The 18360-nt window shown below is 63.0% G+C and carries 20 protein-coding genes, 1 tRNA gene and 1 pseudogene; 6 read left to right on the top strand and 16 right to left on the bottom strand.

The genetic code is table 11. The features are described from left to right. The 5 genes from rutB to KVU_RS09815 form a co-directional block, all read right to left on the bottom strand. Entirely contained in the window at positions 1-738 is a 738-nt protein-coding gene (gene rutB / locus KVU_RS09835) for a pyrimidine utilization protein B (protein ID WP_013385079.1), read from the bottom strand. Next, complete coding sequence (gene rutA / locus KVU_RS09830) at positions 735-1820, bottom strand: pyrimidine utilization protein A (RefSeq protein WP_014537958.1); 1086 nt, start codon at positions 1818-1820, stop codon at positions 735-737. The genes rutB and rutA overlap by 4 nt, the downstream gene beginning before the upstream one ends. 158 nt (positions 1821-1978) lie before the next feature. Then, entirely contained in the window at positions 1979-2587 is a 609-nt protein-coding gene (locus KVU_RS09825) for a TetR/AcrR family transcriptional regulator (protein WP_013385078.1), read from the bottom strand. 3 nt (positions 2588-2590) lie between these two features. Then, the gene (locus KVU_RS09820; RefSeq protein WP_013385077.1) at positions 2591-3445 is read right to left on the bottom strand and encodes a DMT family transporter; all 855 of its coding nucleotides are present in this window, start codon (positions 3443-3445) and stop codon (positions 2591-2593) included. 149 nt (positions 3446-3594) lie between these two features. Beyond that, a tRNA-Tyr gene (locus tag KVU_RS09815) sits at positions 3595-3678 on the bottom strand. Positions 3679-3902: 224 nt separating this feature from the next. Between KVU_RS09815 and rlmB the strand changes: the two genes are divergently transcribed. After that, positions 3903-4691 (top strand): 23S rRNA (guanosine(2251)-2'-O)-methyltransferase RlmB, encoded by a 789-nt coding sequence (rlmB, locus tag KVU_RS09810; RefSeq protein WP_013385075.1) that lies wholly within the window; start codon positions 3903-3905, stop codon positions 4689-4691. A gap of 158 nt (positions 4692-4849) precedes the next feature. Continuing rightward, complete coding sequence (locus KVU_RS09805; RefSeq protein ID WP_013385074.1) at positions 4850-5284, top strand: CoA-binding protein; 435 nt, start codon at positions 4850-4852, stop codon at positions 5282-5284. 6 nt (positions 5285-5290) lie between these two features. On the opposite strand, the gene KVU_RS09800 is transcribed toward KVU_RS09805, so the two are convergent. The 5 genes and pseudogenes from KVU_RS09800 to hisB form a co-directional block, all read right to left on the bottom strand. Beyond that, positions 5291-5605: a phosphoribosyl-ATP diphosphatase gene (locus KVU_RS09800; protein WP_013385073.1), complete on the bottom strand. Its 315-nt coding sequence runs from the start codon at positions 5603-5605 to the stop codon at positions 5291-5293. A 9-nt stretch (positions 5606-5614) separates the two neighbouring features. Beyond that, the gene (gene hisF, locus KVU_RS09795; protein ID WP_013385072.1) at positions 5615-6373 is read right to left on the bottom strand and encodes an imidazole glycerol phosphate synthase subunit HisF; all 759 of its coding nucleotides are present in this window, start codon (positions 6371-6373) and stop codon (positions 5615-5617) included. After that, positions 6374-7093, bottom strand: a complete 720-nt coding sequence (gene hisA, locus KVU_RS09790; protein ID WP_013385071.1) for a 1-(5-phosphoribosyl)-5-[(5-phosphoribosylamino)methylideneamino]imidazole-4-carboxamide isomerase — start codon at positions 7091-7093, stop codon at positions 6374-6376. 1 nt (position 7094) lies between these two features. Then, positions 7095-7732: pseudogene (gene hisH, locus KVU_RS09785) on the bottom strand (imidazole glycerol phosphate synthase subunit HisH). After that, complete coding sequence (gene hisB / locus KVU_RS09780) at positions 7733-8320, bottom strand: imidazoleglycerol-phosphate dehydratase HisB (protein ID WP_014537957.1); 588 nt, start codon at positions 8318-8320, stop codon at positions 7733-7735. Positions 8321-8433: 113 nt separating this feature from the next. On the opposite strand from hisB, the gene KVU_RS09775 reads away from it, so the two are divergent. From KVU_RS09775 to KVU_RS09760, 4 genes are read left to right on the top strand one after another with little or no spacing between them, the layout of a single operon-like run. Beyond that, entirely contained in the window at positions 8434-9126 is a 693-nt protein-coding gene (locus tag KVU_RS09775) for a paraquat-inducible protein A (protein WP_013385067.1), read from the top strand. Further along, positions 9119-9790: a paraquat-inducible protein A gene (locus KVU_RS09770; RefSeq protein ID WP_013385066.1), complete on the top strand. Its 672-nt coding sequence runs from the start codon at positions 9119-9121 to the stop codon at positions 9788-9790. The genes KVU_RS09775 and KVU_RS09770 overlap by 8 nt, the downstream gene beginning before the upstream one ends. Beyond that, complete coding sequence (locus KVU_RS09765; RefSeq protein WP_013385065.1) at positions 9783-11888, top strand: PqiB family protein; 2106 nt, start codon at positions 9783-9785, stop codon at positions 11886-11888. The genes KVU_RS09770 and KVU_RS09765 overlap by 8 nt, the downstream gene beginning before the upstream one ends. A gap of 10 nt (positions 11889-11898) precedes the next feature. Beyond that, the gene (locus tag KVU_RS09760) at positions 11899-12459 is read left to right on the top strand and encodes a PqiC family protein (RefSeq protein WP_013385064.1); all 561 of its coding nucleotides are present in this window, start codon (positions 11899-11901) and stop codon (positions 12457-12459) included. Between the two features lie 3 nt (positions 12460-12462). Here KVU_RS09760 and KVU_RS09755 read toward each other — a convergent pair whose 3' ends face one another. The 6 genes from KVU_RS09755 to KVU_RS09730 form a co-directional block, all read right to left on the bottom strand. Then, on the bottom strand, positions 12463-14772 hold the full coding sequence (locus KVU_RS09755; RefSeq protein WP_013385063.1) for an aldehyde dehydrogenase family protein: 2310 nt from the start codon (positions 14770-14772) through the stop codon (positions 12463-12465). An 8-nt stretch (positions 14773-14780) separates the two neighbouring features. Next, the gene (deoC, locus tag KVU_RS09750) at positions 14781-15731 is read right to left on the bottom strand and encodes a deoxyribose-phosphate aldolase (protein ID WP_013385062.1); all 951 of its coding nucleotides are present in this window, start codon (positions 15729-15731) and stop codon (positions 14781-14783) included. A gap of 57 nt (positions 15732-15788) precedes the next feature. Beyond that, positions 15789-16628 (bottom strand): NAD-dependent epimerase/dehydratase family protein, encoded by an 840-nt coding sequence (locus KVU_RS09745; protein WP_013385061.1) that lies wholly within the window; start codon positions 16626-16628, stop codon positions 15789-15791. 9 nt (positions 16629-16637) lie between these two features. Then, positions 16638-17807 carry an NAD(P)/FAD-dependent oxidoreductase gene (locus tag KVU_RS09740; protein WP_013385060.1) on the bottom strand — a complete coding sequence of 390 codons (1170 nt, stop codon included), beginning with the start codon at positions 17805-17807 and terminating at the stop codon, positions 16638-16640. A 118-nt stretch (positions 17808-17925) separates the two neighbouring features. Further along, positions 17926-18096, bottom strand: a complete 171-nt coding sequence (gene hemP, locus KVU_RS09735; RefSeq protein WP_014537955.1) for a hemin uptake protein HemP — start codon at positions 18094-18096, stop codon at positions 17926-17928. After that, entirely contained in the window at positions 18093-18254 is a 162-nt protein-coding gene (locus KVU_RS09730) for a hypothetical protein (RefSeq protein ID WP_156771221.1), read from the bottom strand. Before KVU_RS09730 ends, hemP begins: the two co-directional genes overlap by 4 nt. Positions 18255-18360 lie beyond the last annotated feature (106 nt).

The raw sequence follows: 18360 nt of genomic DNA, 5'->3' as shown, positions 1-18360 counted from the left end.
TCAGACCTCTGCTTGATCTGGTGCAATCTGGCTGATCGCACCGCAAAAATCGGCTGTGTTGGACACCCAGCCAAAGAACTTCTCGATGTTATAGATGGCCGCCTCTTGCATCACCTTGGGGCCAAGGTGATGGGTGGCATCCTCCAGCACGACGCCGAAATACTCCAAATGGAACGCATCGCGCAGGCTGCTTTCGACGCAGACATTGGTGGCAATGCCGACAAAGACCAGATTACGGATGCCGCGCGCGCGAAGCGTGCTGTCCATGGTCGAGTTGAAGAACCCCGAATAGCGCGTTTTGGCGACGACGATATCGCCGGGTTGGGGCGTCAACTGATCCACAATGGCGTAATCCCACGTGCCCTTGGCCAGCAGTTGGCCTTGGGTTTCGGGGTGGGCGCGCATGTGTTTAAGCGCATTCGATTTGTGGAAATTGGGCGAGCCTTCGCCCCCCGCCTCGACATAATCCGCATCCCAGCCGTTCTGGAAATAGATGACGGTGACCTTGGCTGCGCGCGCCGCATCAAGCGTCAGGCGGATATTCTCGATCACCGATTGCGCGCCCGAGATGTCAAAGCCCGCGATATCGACATAGCCGCCCTCGGTCGAATAGGCGTTTTGCATATCGACGACAACGATGGCGGTGTCGTCAGCGTTGATTGTCAGCGCCTCGGGGCGCGAGGGCAGGGTGACTTTGCGGCCCGCGCGCCCGCCGGTGGTATCAACCGTGGCGCTCATTCTGCGGCCTCGACCATGATATGCTGACGGGACTTCATCAGGGGTTGGACAAACTGGCCGAACTTCTCGATCCCTTCAAGGAAATCGTCAAAGGTCAGCATGACGCCGCCGGTGCCGGGCACGTCGGCCATCTCGTCCAGCATGGCCGCAACCTCGGCATAGCTGCCGATCAGCGTGCCCATATTGATATTCACCGCCGAGACCGGGTTCGACATGTGCCTCACATTGGTATCGCTGCCCGATTTCGTATCCGCCGCGCTTTGCAGGCCCAGCCATTTGATGGCCTCCTCGTCGACGCCGGATTTATACAGCTCCCATTTGGCCCAGGCGGCCTCAGAAGTTTCCTCGGCGATGACCATTGTCAGGACAAAGGATTTCAGATCGCGGCCGGTCTTGGCAGAGGCTGCCAGCAGGCGCTCGTTCGTGGGCGCAAAGCCCTTGGGCGTGTTGACACCCACGCCAAAGCAGAAACTGTAATCGGCGTGCTGGGCGGAAAAGGCGAGGCCCTTATCCGAGGAGCCGGCGCAGATCAGTTTCACGTCGCCCTGCGGCACGGGCTTCATGTGGCAATCCTCCATCTGAAAGAAATCGCCCTTGAAATCCGACTGGCCAGTGGTCAGCAAGTCTTTCAAAACCGTGGTATATTCCGTCAGATAGCCATAGCGGTCGCCGAAATAATCATCCCCCGGCCACAGGCCCATTTGGCTGTATTCGGGCCGCTGCCAGCCGGTTACTAGATTGACCCCGAACCGCCCGCCCGAGATCGAATCGATCGTCGTCGCCATTCGCGCCACAATCGCGGGCGGCATCACCAGCGTCGCGGCGGTGCCGAACAGCTTGATCTTGCTGGTGACGGCGGCAAGGCCGGCCATCAGCGTAAAGCTTTCCAGATTATAGTCCCAGAACTCGGTCTTGCCGCCAAAGCCGCGCAGCTTGATCATCGACAGGGCGAAATCGAACCCATAGCTTTCGGCTTTCAGGGTGATCGCCTTGTTCAGCTCAAAGCTGGGCTTATACTGCGGCGCTGTCTCCGAGATCAGCCAGCCGTTGTTTCCGATCGGGATAAAGACACCGACTTCCATTTCATCCTCCGACGGGGCGCTGCCCACGTAACTGTTGCTGCCCCCATGCGATGGCGGCGCGCGGATGAAATCACGAAAAAATTGACCAAAAGAAAAAATTTGACCTAGCGGAACATGGTCTGCACAGAATTCAGTCGGAAAACCGGCCCATATGCGCGCTATTCCAGCGGCGCGCAGATTTCAGCGAGTCCCGGCAGCAGCAGGGCCACGGCGCTTTGCAGGTGCTGCGCGACCGCATCGGGCGGCATTGGCGTGCCCATCATGGCGCGGCTGACAGCTTCGGTCACCAGCATGTCGTGGAACAACACGGCTGCCGCCGCACAGCCGGGGCCGCCCCCCAGAAAGCCCGCAATGATCCGCTGGCTTTGGCGGGGGCCAACCTCGTACCAGCGGGCCATCAGCGCCGGAAACTGGTCCGAGGCCGCCGTCACCATGCGCTGGAACGCGATATGGCGCGGCGTCAAAAGCTGCCTCAGCAGCGTGCGCCCCAAAATCATGAGGCCAGCAGCGCGCGGCGTATCGCCGAGCTGCAACTGGACCAGCGGCGACAGCAGCTCGGCGCAGAGCGTGTCGACCACAGCGGCGAACAGACCCTCTTTGCCGCCGAACTGGCGATAGATATTGGTTTTCGATCCCCCCGCGATGGCGACGACCTCGTCCACCGTCACGCTGGCATAGCCCTTGGCCAGAAACAGCGTGGTCGCGGCGGCGATCAGCGCTTGCTGGCGGGCAAGGCCGCGCGCGGTCAGGGCGGGGGTCTCGGTCATGTCCTATCCTTTGGCCGTGTTGCGGTCGACATACTGACCATAGAGCAGCGAGCCAATCACAATCGCAATCCCCAGCGTCTGCACCGCGGATGGCACAATCCCTCGCACCAGCGCATCCAGCACAAAGGCGGTGATCGGCGTCAGCAGCAGCATCGGTGCGACCGCCGCCGGCCCCACGCCCTTGATGCCGGTGAACCACAGCACAAAGGGCAGGGCGGTGATGGCCAGCGCCAGAATGGCCAGACCCAGCACATTGGTCGCGGTGATTGCGGGCGGGATATCCCCAAGGATCGCGGCGATAATCGCCAGTTCGATCCCCGCGATGATCATCTGCCACGCGGCCATGGTCACGACCGAGACCGGCGGCTTCCATTTGCTATAAAGCGTGCCGCCCAGTGCAACCGACAGCGCCGCGCCAAGGGCCGCCAGAACGCCGATCAGATCCAGCGCCGCGCCGCCTTGCAGCACCACCATCGCGACGCCGACGACGCCCGCCGCCACCGCGATCAGCTTGCCGCCTGCGGGCCGCACCCCCAGCAGCGGCAGCGCCAGCAGCACCATGAACAACGGCCCAAGCGCCTGAAATGTCGCGGCAACCCCGCCGGGCAGGCGGATCGCGGCCACGAACAGCAGGCCAAAGAACAGCCCGTTGTTCAGCGTGCCCAGCACGATCATCTTGCCCCACCATCCCGCAGGCGGCAGCGCCCGTGCGAACAGCAGCAGCGGCAGCCCGCCGCCCAGCGCCCGCACCGCCGCGATGAACCACGGGTTATGTGGCAGCATCGTCGTCGTCAGAATATAGGTGAATCCCCATAGGATCGTGGCCGCGGCTGCGGCCGCTTTGGGTGAAAGTGGCATGATGTCTCGCATGAAAGTTTGATACGATATCGTATTATTATGATACGAATTGGTATCATTTATGCGCAGAGTCAACCCATGCCCGAAAACGTGATCCGAAATGCAAAAAGCGACCCAAGGGCCGCTGCATCAATCGTAAATAGGGGAAATGGTGGGCGACCCTGGAATCGAACCAGGCGTGGGTCTCCCCGGCGGAGTTACAGTCCGCTGCCGCACCTTGCAGCTCGTCGCCCCCGTGCCTGAAACAGGCAGCGGATGGCGGCGAAATACCTGCCAAGCTATGGGGCGTCAACAGGAAAAACCCTGCGCCACCGTCCGGATCACGCCTTTTGCCACCTGTCGTTGCGGCAGATGCGTGAAAACACTAGGTAGAACGGGATCGGGGCGCAGATTCGGGCTTGCGCCCCCCGCCGAAGCACCGCCATTACGGCCCGAAGATTGCGGTAGGGGAATTGCCATGAAAAAGCCAAAATGGGTGATTGAAAAAGAACAGGCCCGCCGCGTCTCGGCGCAGGAAACCGTGTGGCTGTTCGGCCTGCATGCGGTGCGCGACGCGCTGCTGAACCCCGAGCGCACCCGTCTGCGCCTGGTGGTGACGCAAAACGCCGCCGACAAACTGGCCGACGCCATCGCCGCCAGCGGGATGGAGGTCGAGCTTTCCGACCCGCGCAAATTCGCCGCCCCCATCGACCCCGAATCCGTGCACCAAGGCGCCGCGCTGGAAGTGAAACCGCTGGATTGGGGCAGCCTTGCCGATGTGGCGCTATCGCTGAAGGACAATGGCCAGCCGCCGCGCCTTGTGCTGCTGGATCGCGTGACCGATCCCCATAACGTCGGTGCGATCCTGCGCTCGTCCGAAGTGTTCGGCGCGCTGGCGGTGGTCGGCGTGCAGCGCCATTCCGCGCCCGAAACCGGCGCGCTGGCAAAAACCGCATCCGGCGCGCTCGAGCGTCAGCCCTATATCCGCGTGCGCAACCTTGGCGATGCGATGGATGAACTGCGCGCCATGGGCTACCTGTTGCTGGGCCTTGATGGCGAGGGCGAGCAGACCATCGAGCAGGCGATCGAAGGCCGCCGCGACCGCCCTGTCGCGATCGTCATGGGCGCCGAAGGTCCGGGCCTTCGCGAAAAGACGCGCGAGCTTTGTGACCACCTTGTCCGCATCCCTGCGGCGGGGGGCTTTGCCTCGTTGAACGTGTCGAATGCGGCGGCGGTTGCCCTTTACGCTGTCTCGGTCCGCGATTAACCTTTCATCACGTTTTCTTGAGTAACGCTTTTCTGTGGCGCATTGCTGCATATGTGCAACTGCAAGGAGCGCAATCTTGGAACCCGCGTTTCTTGTACTGTCCCTCGTTCCACACCTTTGCCCGGGCCTTGTCCCGGGCATTTTTTCAGGATCACGCCATGTCGACTGAAAAACACGCCCCCGAAAAAAAGGCATTGGAAAAAGCCCGCCGCATCGCGATTGTCGGCTTTTCCGCCAACCCCGCACGCCCCAGTCATTCGGTTGCCCGCTTTTTGCAGGCGGCGGGCTATGATCTGGTGCTGGTGAACCCCGGTCTTGCGGGGCAGGACCACCTTGGCACAAAGGTCGTTGCAACATTGGCCGAGGCGGGCCGGATTGATCTGGTCGATGTGTTCAGGAACAGCCACGCGATCCCCGCGCTGGTGGATGAGCTGCTGGCGCTGCCCTATGCGCCGCATACCCTGTGGCTGCAGCTGGGCATCACCAACCTCGCGACGCTTGCGGCATCCGAGGCGGGTATCGCGGTCGTGGAAGACCGCTGCACCGCCATCGAATATCAGCGCCATTTTGGCGCTAGTCGAATTAACCCTTAGGCCGCTTTACCCCTTAGGGCGGGCGGCTTTCTCGGCAAGGCCGGATTGTGCCTCGCGGCGCGAGAGTTCCGCCTCGATATCGGCCAGCGTGACATCACGCGCGGCACACATGACCAGCAGGTGATAGATCGTGTCGGCAGCCTCGCCGATCAGCGCGTCGCGGTCACCTTTGACGGCCTCGACAATCGCCTCGACGGCTTCTTCACCGAATTTCTGCGCGCATTTCTCGGGGCCGCGCGACAGCAGCTTGGCGGTCCAACTGCTGTCTGGATCGGCGGATTTGCGGGCCAGGATCGTGGCGGCAAGGTTTTGCAGCGACATCAGCGCCTCCTAAAAGCGAACCGGAATACCGGCCTGATCGAGATGCGCCTTTACCTCGGCGATGGTAAAGGTGCCAAAGTGAAAGACCGAGGCCGCCAGCAGCGCCGACGCGCCGCCCTTTGTCACGCCATCGACGAAATCATCCAGCTTGCCGACCCCGCCCGAGGCGATGACCGGAATATCCACCGCGTCCGATACGGCGCGCGTCAGCCCCAGATTATAGCCGTCCTTGGTGCCGTCACGATCCATCGAGGTCAGCAGGATCTCTCCCGCGCCTTTGGCCGCGACCGTGCGGGCGAATTCCACGGCGTCGATGCCGGTGGATTTGCGCCCGCCATGGGTGAAAATCTCCCACCGGCCCGGCGCTACGGTTTTGGCGTCAATCGCCACCACGATGCACTGGCTGCCAAAGCGCAAGGCGGCCTCGGTCACCACATCGGGATTGACCACGGCGGCGGAGTTAAAGCTGACCTTGTCGGCCCCCGCGAGCAGCAGGGCGCGCACATCATGATGCGTGCGCACGCCGCCCCCGACCGTCAGGGGCATGAAACAGGCCTCGGCGGTGCGGGTCACCATGTCATACATCGTGCCGCGATTTTCATGCGTGGCGTTGATATCCAAAAAGCACAGCTCATCCGCGCCCGCGGCATCATAGGCCTTGGCCGCATCCACCGGATCGCCCGCGTCGATCAGATCGACAAAGTTCACGCCCTTGACCACGCGGCCATCGGCCACGTCGAGGCAGGGGATCACGCGGGTTTTCAGCATTTATTCCTCCAGCGCGGCCAGCGCCGCCGTCAGATCAATCGCGCCATCATAAAGCGCGCGGCCCGAAATCGCGCCCGCGATGACGCCGGTATCGCGCAGGGTGATCAGATCGCTGAGTTGCGACACCCCGCCCGAGGCGATGACCGGGATCGAGACAGCCCGCGCCAGATCCGCCGTCGCCTGCACATTCGGCCCCTTCATCGCGCCATCGCGCAAGATATCGGTATAGATGATCGCGGCGACGCCCGCGTCCTCGAAACTACGGGCAAGGTCAGTGACCAGCACATCGGTTTCCTCGGCCCAGCCGCGCGTGGCGACGCGGCCGTTCCGCGCATCAATCCCCACCGCCACATGGCCGGGGAAAGCGCGGGCCGCTTCGCGTACCAGATCGGGGTTTTCGACCGCGACAGTGCCCAGGATAACGCGCTGCAGGCCCTTTTTCAGCCAGGCTTCAATCGTCGCCAGATCGCGGATACCGCCGCCCAGTTGCGCGGGGATGTTCACCTGCGCCAAAATCTCGTCCACCGCGCCGCCGTTCACGGGGGCACCCGCAAATGCGCCGTTCAGATCGACCAGATGCAGCCATTTCGCGCCCGCCGCCTGAAAGGCCAAAGCCTGCGCGGCAGGGTTGTCGTTGAACACGGTGGCCTGATCCATCTCGCCATGCACAAGGCGCACGGCTTGGCCGTCTTTCAGGTCAATCGCAGGATAAAGGATCATGTCAGGGGGCCCAGTGTAGGAAGTTGGCAATCAGGCGCAGGCCGGTGGCTTGGCTTTTCTCGGGGTGGAATTGCGCGCCGACGATATTGTCGCGGCCCACAATGGCGGTGATCGCGCCGGCGTAATCCACATGCGCCAAAAGCTGCGCAGGATTGTTCACGCGCATGGCCCAGCTATGGACGAAATAGGCGTGATCGCCGGTCTTGATGCCGTCCAGTATGGGGTGGGGGCGTCGATCACCAGATCGTTCCAGCCCATATGCGGCACTTTGAATGTGGGGTCGGCAGGGGCGATGCGGGTGACCTCGCCGTCGATCCAACCAAAACCATCCGTTAACTGATATTCATGACCGCGCAGGGCCAGCATCTGCATTCCGACGCAAATCCCCAGAAAGGGACGCGCGCGGGTGGTGACAGCCTCAAAGATCGCCTCTTGCAGACCGGCGACATCTTGCAACGCGGTGCGACAGGCCGGAAAGGCGCCATCGCCCGGCAGCACGATCCGGTCGGCGCGCGCCACGACATCAGGATCGGAAGTGACGATCACATCGCCGCCATCCGTTTCCCGCGCCATCCGCTCGAACGCTTTTTGGGCCGAATGCAGATTGCCGCTGTCGTAATCAATCAGCGCCGTCAGCATTTATAGCGCACCCTTGGTCGAGGGGATCGCATCCGCTTTGCGCGGGTCAACCTCCAGCGCATCGCGCAGGGCGCGCGCGACGGCCTTGAACGCGGCTTCGGCAATGTGGTGGCTGTTAAAACCATGCAGCTGGTCGATGTGCAATGTGATGCCACCGTGCGTTGCAAGCGCTTGAAAAAACTCGCGAACAAGCTCGGTGTCAAAGCTGCCGATCTTCCCCGTGGGGAAGGCGACATTCCACACCAGATAGGGGCGACCGGACAGGTCCAGCGCCGCACGCACCTGCGCATCGTCCATCGGCAGATGGCATTCGCCATAGCGGCGGATACCGCGCTTGTCGCCCATCGCCTGCGCAATCGCCTGACCCAGCGCAATGCCGGTATCCTCGACCGAATGGTGATCGTCGATATGCAGATCGCCCGTGCAACGCACCGTCATGTCAATCAAGGCGTGGCGCGACAGCTGATCCAGCATGTGATCAAAGAATCCGACCCCGGTGGCATTGTCGTAAATGCCGGTGCCGTCCAGATTGACCGTGACCGAAATATCCGTCTCGGCGGTTTTACGCGTGATGGTAGCGCTGCGCATGATGGCCTCACAAAGCTGATGGCTTTGCAATAGACGAGGGGCGGTGCAGATAAAAGCCATTTAACACCCCTGCGACACTGGTTAAGGTTCTGGAACAGACAGGAGGATACGGCGTGCCACCGCACTATACCGATGCCGAACTGGCCGATCTGGTCGCCTGCCCGCGCTGTGATGCGCTGTACCACGCCCGTATCCCGGAAAAGGGCGAGCGTGCCGTCTGTGCGCGCTGCCACACTGTCTTGATCGCACCAAAGCGCAAGGCGGGCATGATCATCATCATGCTGGCGGTGACGGTGGTGATCCTTGTCATCGGCGCGCTGGTGTTCCCGTTCATGTCGATCAGCGCCTCGGGGTTTTCGAACCAGACCACGCTGATCGAAGTGGCGCTGTCGTTTCAATCGGGGTTGCTGGTCGCGGTCTCGCTGATCTTTATCGCGGCGGTGATCTTGTTGCCGCTGACGCGCGCCGCGCTGATCCTGTATGTGTTGGGGCCGGTGGTGTGGGACAGGCCGCCCCTGCGCTGGGCGCTGCCCGCCTTTCGCCTGTCCGAGGAACTGCGCCCCTGGGCCATGTCCGAAATTTTCGTGATCGGCTGCGCTGTCGCGCTGGTCAAGGTGACCGATCTGGCCAGTGTCAGTATCGGCCCCGCCTTTTGGATGTTCGCCGTGCTATGTGTTGTGACCACGGTGCAGGACCTGTTCATGTCGCGCTGGATGGTCTGGCAGGCGATGGAGGATCTGTCCCGCAAGGCCAAGGCCGCTGGCAATCCCACCACCCATCCGGTCGAGACGGCTGCCCATGGCTGATCCCGATACCATCCCCAAAACCGCCCGCTCTGAAGGGTTGGTCGGCTGCCAAAGCTGTGGCCGCGTCTGGCGCATGGGCACCGAGCGCTGCGGCCGCTGCGGCAACCACCTGAAATCGCGCGATACCCGCAGCCTCAGCCGCGTCTGGGCGTGGTGGCTGGCGGGGGTCATGCTGTATATCCCCGCGAACCTTTACCCGATGCTGGAAACCCGTGTGCTGTTCAGCACCAGTTCCGACACGATCATCGCGGGGGCCGTGCATATGTTCCACATGGGATCAGCGGGGGTGGCGTTCATCATCTTGCTGGCCTCGGTCGGGATTCCGCTGGCGAAATTCATCACCATCGCTTGGCTGGCGCTGTCGGTTGGACGGCGCGGCAGCCGCGTGAATCCCGCGCACCGACAAGTGCTGCACGAGGTCGTCGATTTCATCGGGCGATGGTCGATGATCGACGTCTTTGTGGTCGCCATTACCTCGGCCCTTGTGCAACTTAGCTTTGCGGTGACCATTGTGCCTGGGCCTGCGGCCCTGTCCTTTGCCCTTAGCGTCATCTTTACCATGCTTTCGGCGCAAGCCTTTGATACACGGCTGATATGGGACAGCATTCCTGTAGACGCCGACAAGACACAGACCCCGCAAGCAAAGGGCCCCGTTCATGAGTGATCCCATCCCCGACGTTCCGGTGAAGCCCGCGCGCCGCAGCCTTACCAGCCGCCTGTCGATTGTCTGGCTGGTGCCGATTATCGCGCTGATCATCGCGGTCGGCCTTGCCTGGCAGAATTACAACGACCGCGGCCCCTTGATCGAGATCGTGTTCGACGATGCCTCGGGTGTGCGCGCGAACGAGACCGAGCTGCGTTATCGCGATGTTGGTGTCGGCATCGTTGAAAGCGTCGGCTTTACCGATGACCTGGATCAGGTCGTGGTTTCGGTGCGCATCGACAAGGCCGTCGCGCCTTATGTCGATACCGGCGCGCAATTCTGGGTCGTACGGCCCGAGGTCACGACCCAAGGGGTCACCGGCCTCGATACCGTCTTGTCGGGCGTCTATCTGCAAGGTCTGTGGGATCGCACGCCGGGCGAGAGTGAAAACCGGTTCGAGGGGCTGCCCAGCGCGCCACTGCTGGCCACGGGCCAACAGGGGCTGCGCGTGCTGCTGCGATCCAGCGATCAGACGCTGACGGGCAACAGCTCGATCATCTATAAGGGGGTCGAGGTGGGCCGGGTCGGCCCCGCGACTGTCGCCGCCGATGGGCAGACCGTGCAGGCCGAGGCGGTGATCTTTGCCCCCCATGATGCGCTGGTGACCGAGGCGACGCGGTTCTGGAACAGCTCTGGCTTTTCGGTCTCGCTGGGGCCGACGGGCGCGGCGCTGAACTTTGGCAGCCTTGCGACGCTGATCTCGGGCGGCGTCACCTTTGATACATTCGTGTCGGGCGCGCCGCTGGCGCAGGACGGCACGGCGTTTGATGTCTTTGGCGACAATTCCGCCGCGCGTTCCAGCCTGTTCACGCGTCAAGACGGCCAGCCCGTCAATCTGGTTGCCGTGTTCGAGGGCAATGTCACCGGCCTTGCCGTCGGTGCGGCGGTGGAACTCGAGGGGCTGCGCGTTGGCGAAGTCTCGGGCATCAACGGCTATTTCGATACTGACCGCTTTGGTGATGACAATCTGCGCCTGCAGGCGGTGCTGTCGATCCAACCCTCGCGCCTTGGGCTTGAGGGAGACAGCAGCGCGATGGAGACGCTGGACTATCTGCAGCAGCAGGTGCGCGAAGATGGTTTGCGCGCGCGGCTGGTGACCGGCAGTCTGCTGACCGGCGGCCTCAAGGTACAATTGCTGCGCGATGCGGATGCGGTCGCGGCAGAAATCGACATGAATGCCCAACCCTATCCCGAAGTGCCCGCGACCCAGTCGCAGATCACCGATGCCGCGACGACGGTCGAGGGGACGCTGGCGCGCGTGAACGATCTGCCGATCGAGGAGCTGATGCAAAGCGCCATCGGTTTCCTTGATAACGCCTCGACCCTGGTGGGCAGCGCGCAGACGCAGGCCATTCCGGGCGAGGTGGCCGCGCTGCTGGGCGATGTGCGCAACCTGACGGGCGCGCCCGAAGTGCAGGCTCTGCCTGCGCAACTGGGCGCGACCATGGCCAGCATCACCGGCGCGGTCGAGGATCTGCGCGCCGTCATGTCCGATCTGCGCGACGCCGATGCGGCGGGCCGCATCCTAGAGGCCGTCGATCAGGTGCAGGCGGTGGTCACCGATGTCGGCACCGGCCTTGAAGGTCTGCCAGAGCTGTTGGCAACCGTGGACGAGCTGGCGCAAAGCTGGCGCGATTTGCCGCTAGAGGGCGTTGTGACGCAGGCCGAAAGCTTCCTTGCCACAGCCGATTCCGTGCTGGGCGATCCGCGCACGCGGCAATTGCCGGCGGATATATCGTCCGCGCTGGACAGTCTGCGCGCCGTGCTGGACGAGGCGCGTGACGGCAGTCTGATCGCGAACGCCAATAGCGCGCTGGCCTCGGCCAGTCGGGCCGCGGATCAACTGGCAACGGCGACCGATGGTCTGCCCGCCCTGTCCGCGCAGGTGAATGCGTTGGTGGTGCAGGCGGGCGGCACTTTGTCCAGCTTTGACGAAAACGCCAGCCTGATGCGCGATTTGCGCCTGGCGCTGCGGCAGGTCAACAGTGCCGCAACCGCGATCAACGATCTTGCCCGTGCGCTGGAACGGCGCCCGAACTCGATCCTCTTTGGCCGATAGGAGAGTTGTGATGAAAGCCCTTATTCCGTTTGCCGCGCTGATGGCGCTGGCTGCCTGCTCTAGCCCGACGCTGTATACTGCCGAGGCACCGGTGCCGCTGGATCAGCGCGCCTCTATCGCGTTTTCCACCGTCGAAGTGGCCGAGCTGTCGCTGCCGCGCTATGCGTCGGGGCCGGATATTTACAGCGAGGGCGCAGGCGGCGCGCTGACGGCGATGTCGGGCGTGAACTGGGCCGACGATCCGGCGCCCGCGATGACGGCGAGTCTGGTGCAGGTGCTGACGGGCATGACCGGCGCGCGCATCGCCGCCGAGCCTTGGCCCTTCCGATCCTTCCCGCAGGTGCGGGTCGAGGTGCGCGTCACCACGATGGTCGCGCGCGAGAACGCCGGTTTTGTGATGATTGGCCAGTATTATATCGCGGGTCAGGAAGACGGCCTGCGCGAGCGGGCGCGCCCCTTTGCTGTGCAGATCCCGATGCGCGATGGCTATGACGCCGCCGATATCGCCGCCGCGCGCGGGCTGGCCGTGGCCGAGCTTGGCCGCCAGATCATCGCTGGCGGCCTCAGCTGATCTTCAGATCCCGAAGGGGATCCAGATCGTTTTCACCTCGGATGCGGCCCGCAGGATCTGGGCCATATCCGGGGCGCTGGGGCCGCTTGATACGCGTTTGAGATTGCTGGCAGAAAGCCGCTCGACCTCGGCCACCAGCGCCTGATCGCCATACACCCAGGCCGCATCCAGATCGGCATGCTGCGCGATGGGGGCGGCCAGGTCACTTTGCACGCCAGTGATGATATTCACGACGCCCCCCGGCACATCGGATGTGTCCAGCACCTGATAGAGCGCGGTCGCCACCAGCGCATAACGCGCGCTGGGCACCAAAGTGATGCGGCTCCCCAGCGCCAGCGCCCCCGCTATCAGGGCCACGGGGGCCAGCAGGGCCGAATCCTCGGGGCAGAGCGCGGCGATCTTGCCGACCGGTGTTTGCAGCGCCAGCGCGAGACCGCCAAAGGGCACGCCTGCCACGCGGCCATCGTATTTATCGGCGACAGCGGCAGCGGTGAACAGCGCGTCGATCGCGGCACTGACCTCGGCCGCGCCTGCGCCGCCGAAACTGTCGATCAGCGCCGCGAATTCCGCCGCGCGGGCCGACAGATTCTCGGCGATGAAATACAGGATTTGCGCGCGGTTGTGGCCGGTGGTCTTGGCCCAGCCCTTTGCAGCATTCATCGCCTCGACAGCATTGCGCAAATCCTTGCGGCTGCCCGCGCCGACATGGCCCGCCAGCGCGCCCGTGGTGTCATGCAAGGCGATGGAATAGCCGCTGTCAGGCCGCGCCTGTTTGCCGCCGATATAGAGTTTGGCCGTGCGGTCGACCTGTTCCAGCACCGGCAGGGCGACAGGTTTCGATTTTAGCGCGGGTGCAGCGTGGTTTGTCATACGTGTATAGGCGGCCAGCCCCTCGGGCCCGCCTTCGCGGCCATATCCGCTTTCGCGCATACCGCCAAAGGGCGCGGCGGCGTCCAGCATATTCGCGCCGTTCACCCAGATCACGCCCGCCTCGAGTTGCGGTGCGATGGCGAGGGCGGTGTTGATATTTTCGCTAAACACGCTCGCGGCAAGGCCGTAGCGGGTGTTATTCGCCAGCTCGACCGCCTCGGCGGGGGTGCGGAAGGTGGTCGAGACCAGCACCGGCCCGAAAATCTCTTGCTGCATCAGCGCGTCCGATGGCGAAAGGCCGGTGATCAGCGTCGGCGGATAGAAACTGCCACGCGCGGGCAGCGGGCAGGGGGCTGTGTGAACTTCGCCCGCCGTATGCGCGCCAACCAGTGCCGTGATGCGCTGGAGTTGCACCGGATGGACAATCGCGCCGATGTCGATGGATTTGTCCAGCGGATCGCCGATGCGCAGGCTTTCCATGCGGCGTTTCAGCTTTGCGATGAACCGCGCTGCGATGGGTTCGTGCAGCAGTAGTCGCGATCCGGCGCAGCAGACCTGGCCCTGATTGAACCAGATCGAATCGACCACACCCTCGACCGCGGCATCGAGGTCGGCGTCGTCAAAGACGATAAAGGGCGACTTGCCGCCCAGTTCCAGCGTCAGGGCCTTGCCGCTGCCAGCGGTGGCCTGACGGATGATGCGGCCCACCTCGGTCGAGCCGGTGAAGGCGATCTTGTTCACATCGGCGGCAACCAGCGCGGCACCGGTGTCGCCATCGCCGGTGACGATGTTCACAACACCCGCAGGCACGCCTGCCTGCTGGCAAACTTCTGCAAAAAGCAGCGCGGTCAGCGGCGTGTATTCGGCGGGTTTCAGCACGACGGTATTGCCCGCCGCCAAGGCGGGCGCGACCTTCCACGCCAGCATCAGCAGCGGAAAATTCCACGGGATGATCTGGCCGCAGACGCCATGCGCGCGGGCATTGGGGTTCTGCGCCTCGAACAATTGCGCAAGACCTGCATGGTAATAAAAATGTCGCTGCGCCAAGGGGATATCCGCATCGCGCGATTCGCGGATCGGCTTGCCGTTGTCCAGCGTTTCCAGCACGGCGAACAGGCGGGCGTGCTTTTGCAGCAGCCGCGCGATGGCATAGAGCACGCGGGCGCGGGCAGGGCCGCCCGCCTTTTCCCATGCAGGCTGCGCGGCGCGTGCGGCGGCGACTGCGGCGGCGATATCAGCCGCGCTGCCCTGCGACACCTGCGCCAATTCCGCGTCTGTGGCGGGGTTCACAGTTACGAAAGTCGCGGCAGGGGCGGTGAAAGTGCCGTTGATGAAATGGCCAAAACGACCCTCATGCGTGGCGATCCATGCGAGGGCTTCGCTCGCGCTTTCCGGGGCGGGGCCATATTCCATGGTTTCAAAAATCTCGGAGAGTGTGGGCATGGGATTTCTCAGGCCAGAGCGTGGCGATAGGCGGCGGAGTAACCGCCCGTGACATAGTGATCGAGCTGGCGTTCGATATCGCCCAGCAGCGAGGAGGCACCAAAGCGGAACAGGTCGGGTTGCAGCCAGCGCAGCCCCAGCTCCTCGCGCATCAGCGACAGATAGGTCAGCGCGTCTTTCGCCTTTGAAATGCCGCCGGCGGGTTTATAGCCGACGTAAATGCCGGTGCGGTCGTGGTAATCGCGGATCTGGCGGATCATGGTCAGGCTGACGGGCAAGGTGGCATTCACCGCCTCTTTCCCGGTCGAGGTTTTGATGAAATCGGCCCCCGCCATCATGCAGATCAGGCTGGCGCGGGCAACGTTTTCCAGCGTGCCCAGCTCGCCCGTGGCGAGGATCGCCTTTATATGCGCCTCTCCGCAAGCCTCGCGCATCGCCAGCATCTCGTCATAAAGCGCCTGCCAATTGCCTGACAGCACATGGCGGCGCGAGATGACGATGTCGATCTCCTGCGCGCCTGCGGCCACGCTTTCGCGGATCTCCTGCAGACGCAGGTGCCATGGCGAGAGGCCCGCAGGAAAGCCCGTGGATACAGCGGCGACGGGAATATCGCTGCCTTGCAGCGCATCCACCGCCGCGCCGATCATATCGTGATAGACGCAGACTGCGCCGGTCGTCAGGCCCGACATTCCCAGCCTGTCCAGCACCTCGGGGGCGATGGGCTGGCGGGCCTTGGCGCACAGGCGGCGGACGCGATCAGCCGTGTCATCGCCCGAAAGCGTCGTCAGGTCGATCAGCGACACGGCTTTCAGCAGCCATGCCGCCTGATAATCCTTTTTCACGCTGCGCCGTGCGGGCAGGCTGGCGCAGCGGCGGGTGATGGCGGGCGTGTTGACGCGCGCGCCCAGCACCCAGTCCAGATCCAGCGCCATGCCAGGATTGCGGGTCAGTGATGTCATGCTTGCCTCCCACAGGTCTTGGCCAAGTGTCGCATGGGGGCGGCAGGCTATCAAGCGCTAGGGTTTTTGACCTTCGGACATCTTTTGAATGGCCGCAACGCCGCTTTCGCCCAAGGGGACGACCGCGAACGGGCCGCCAAGGCGGGTCAGGGCCTTGTCCTGCGGGTCGGGAATACCGGCTTTGGCGAAAAGCGAATGGGCCCAATCCTCGGCATTATCGACGGGGCGATAACCAAGGAAGGCGGCTTTGGCATTATCCACCGGGCTGCGGGTGTTGTTCGACACGCCATAGATCACGGTAAAGCCGACGACGGGGCTGTCGATGGCGCGCGTCACTAGTTGCACCATGTCGCGATGGCTGAGCCATGTGCCAAGGGCGCGGATATTCTGCGGCTCGGGCGTGCAGGACAGGATGCGCAGGCAGACCGATTCAACGCCGCGCTTTTGCCAATACATGCGGCCCAGATCCTCGGCAAAGCACTTGGCGAGGCCATAGAATGTGTCGGGGTTATGGGCGACGGTGGTATCGGCGCCGGAATTTGTGTGCTCGAGGCCCACCGCGTGGATGGACGAGGCATAGACCACGCGGCGGACGCCGTGGCGGTGGGCCGCTTCCCAGATGTTATAGGCACCGACGAAATTCGGGCCGAGCAGCTCCTCGAACGGCTTTTCATCCACGATGGCGCCGAAATGGACGACCATATCCGCACCTTCCAGCAGCGGCGCGATCTCGTCGAATTTGGCGATATCGGCGATGTGAAAGGTTTCGTTGTCGTAAAGCCCTTCGGGGCCGGGTTGGATGTCGGTGCTGACCAACTGGTCACACATCTTGGACAGGGGGCCGCGCAGCGAGGTGCCGAGCGCGCCACGGGCGCCGGTGAGGACGATTTTACGCATCTTGGTTCCTTAGATAATGGCACGCTCGCGCAGGGGCGTGCCTGATGCGATACGCTCATATCCCAGCGCGCCAAGGTCAAGGGTGCGGGTGGCGCAATAGATCACAAGTTCGGATAACGCACGCCCAACGGCAGGGGCCTGTTGTAACCCGTGGCCGGAAAAGCCGTTTGCGAACAGGAAATTACGGCGCTCGGGATGCGGGCCGATGATCGCATTTTGATCCAGCGTATTGTAATCGTAATGGCCGACCCAAGTGTTGATCAGGCGCAATTCCTCGAACGCGGGGATGCGGGCTGCGATTGTGGGCCAGACATGATCCTCCCAGATCGCGTGATCCATGGTGAAATCATCGGGGTCGACGGCCACGTCCAGATCGGGCGGGCAGCCGATCATGTAATAGCGGCCGTCCGATCGCATATGCACGCCCACAGGGTCGATGGTCAGCGGCAGATCAACGGGCAGGGGGCGGGCGGCCTCGGCAATAAAGGTGAAACGGCGGCGCGCCTCGATCGGGATGCGCAGGCCGGCCATCGCGGCCACCTCGGCCCCGCGGGTGCCGGCGGCGTTGATGATATGGCCGGCGCTGATGGTTCGCCCGCTGGCAAGGGTGATGCGGTTATCGGCGCTGATGGCGGTGACGGTATCGGTAAGGAAGGTCGCGCCCTGCGCCCGTGCCTTGATCCGCAGCCAGTCGAACATGGTGCCACCGTCGAAATACCCCTCATCCTTGGTATTGAACGAGCCGCCAAGGATGCCGTCGAGATTATAAAAGGGGAAAAGTGCCGCGATCTCGTCCGGCGTCAGGATCTGCGTCTCGGCCCCCAGCGCGCGCTGCATCTGGGCGTTGTCGCGCAGCACATCCAAAAAGGCGGGCGTGTTGGCCAGATAGAGATAGCCGAAGTTCTGCAAGACGATATCGGGGGCCGCATCATCCTGCATATACTCTTTGAATTGATGGATGAAATCACCGGCAAAGCGGCTGATGCGGACATTCACCTCGGAACCATATTGCAGGCGAATGCAGGAATTCGTGTGCGTGGTCGCGGCCCAGGCATAGGTCGGGTCGCGCTCGACCACCAGGACGCGGCCGGTGAAGTCGGGATTGCGCGTCAGCCAAAAGGCGGCGGATGATCCCGTCATCGCCCCGCCGATAATCACCACATCATAGGCGTCTTGCATGTCCCACCTTTGGCTTTGGTGACGAAATGCTAGCGCGGCTTGCCTTAAACACAAAGACGCACCGCGATTGCGATGCGTCTTTGCTGCAGCAGAGAGAGGAAAGGACGAGAAGTGATCGTTACTTGGTCAGGATCAGCTTGCCTGCGCGGGTAATGCGCAGATTGTAAACCTGATCACCCAGAATGATGCGCGCCTGACCGTTCTTGCCGGTCAATTCGCGGGCGTCATAGGTGGGTTGTTCGGCCACGAGGGCCTTGGTGATTTCGGGTGAGAGCGGCGCGGCCATCATTGGAGTGTCTCCGTCTCCTCGATGCGGTCAAACATACGCTCGAGGCTGATGTCATCAGTAAGGTGAAAATCTTGGATCAGGGTCATCAGCTCGCTCCGAAGACTAGACCATGCTTGGCCTTCGGCGGGTTCCGGCTGAACGGGGGCAAAAATGGCCATGGCAGTCCTCGTCTCACATAAGTGATGATGATTCGGCTTGCCCTGCCTTTGGCCGGGTTGGCTTGATACCTAATAGTTGACAGAAATAGTTGGTTTAGTCAACGGG

This window comes from Ketogulonicigenium vulgare WSH-001, from assembly GCF_000223375.1.
Lineage (GTDB): Bacteria > Pseudomonadota > Alphaproteobacteria > Rhodobacterales > Rhodobacteraceae > Ketogulonicigenium > Ketogulonicigenium vulgare.
The sequence above is the reverse complement of the archived record's forward strand: the minus strand, read 5'-3'. Positions and strand labels throughout refer to the sequence as shown.

Bases quoted from the DNA above. Each gene is read 5' to 3' on its own strand.
- KVU_RS09730 (WP_156771221.1), bottom strand. From the start codon at position 18,254: ATGGCCATTTTTGCCCCCGTTCAGCCGGAACCCGCCGAAGGCCAAGCA.
- KVU_RS09740 (WP_013385060.1), bottom strand. From the start codon at position 17,807: ATGCAAGACGCCTATGATGTGGTGATTATCGGCGGGGCGATGACGGGA.
- KVU_RS09755 (WP_013385063.1), bottom strand. From the start codon at position 14,772: ATGCCCACACTCTCCGAGATTTTTGAAACCATGGAATATGGCCCCGCC.
- KVU_RS09825 (WP_013385078.1), bottom strand. From the start codon at position 2,587: ATGACCGAGACCCCCGCCCTGACCGCGCGCGGCCTTGCCCGCCAGCAA.
- hemP (WP_014537955.1), bottom strand. From the start codon at position 18,096: ATGATGGCCGCGCCGCTCTCACCCGAAATCACCAAGGCCCTCGTGGCC.
- KVU_RS09800 (WP_013385073.1), bottom strand. From the start codon at position 5,605: ATGTCGCTGCAAAACCTTGCCGCCACGATCCTGGCCCGCAAATCCGCC.
- KVU_RS09765 (WP_013385065.1), top strand. From the start codon at position 9,783: ATGAGTGATCCCATCCCCGACGTTCCGGTGAAGCCCGCGCGCCGCAGC.
- hisA (WP_013385071.1), bottom strand. From the start codon at position 7,093: ATGATCCTTTATCCTGCGATTGACCTGAAAGACGGCCAAGCCGTGCGC.
- hisF (WP_013385072.1), bottom strand. From the start codon at position 6,373: ATGCTGAAAACCCGCGTGATCCCCTGCCTCGACGTGGCCGATGGCCGC.
- rutA (WP_014537958.1), bottom strand. From the start codon at position 1,820: ATGGAAGTCGGTGTCTTTATCCCGATCGGAAACAACGGCTGGCTGATC.
- deoC (WP_013385062.1), bottom strand. From the start codon at position 15,731: ATGACATCACTGACCCGCAATCCTGGCATGGCGCTGGATCTGGACTGG.
- KVU_RS09760 (WP_013385064.1), top strand. From the start codon at position 11,899: ATGAAAGCCCTTATTCCGTTTGCCGCGCTGATGGCGCTGGCTGCCTGC.
- KVU_RS09805 (WP_013385074.1), top strand. From the start codon at position 4,850: ATGTCGACTGAAAAACACGCCCCCGAAAAAAAGGCATTGGAAAAAGCC.
- hisB (WP_014537957.1), bottom strand. From the start codon at position 8,320: ATGCGCAGCGCTACCATCACGCGTAAAACCGCCGAGACGGATATTTCG.
- KVU_RS09745 (WP_013385061.1), bottom strand. From the start codon at position 16,628: ATGCGTAAAATCGTCCTCACCGGCGCCCGTGGCGCGCTCGGCACCTCG.
- rutB (WP_013385079.1), bottom strand. From the start codon at position 738: ATGAGCGCCACGGTTGATACCACCGGCGGGCGCGCGGGCCGCAAAGTC.
- rlmB (WP_013385075.1), top strand. From the start codon at position 3,903: ATGAAAAAGCCAAAATGGGTGATTGAAAAAGAACAGGCCCGCCGCGTC.
- KVU_RS09820 (WP_013385077.1), bottom strand. From the start codon at position 3,445: ATGCCACTTTCACCCAAAGCGGCCGCAGCCGCGGCCACGATCCTATGG.
- KVU_RS09770 (WP_013385066.1), top strand. From the start codon at position 9,119: ATGGCTGATCCCGATACCATCCCCAAAACCGCCCGCTCTGAAGGGTTG.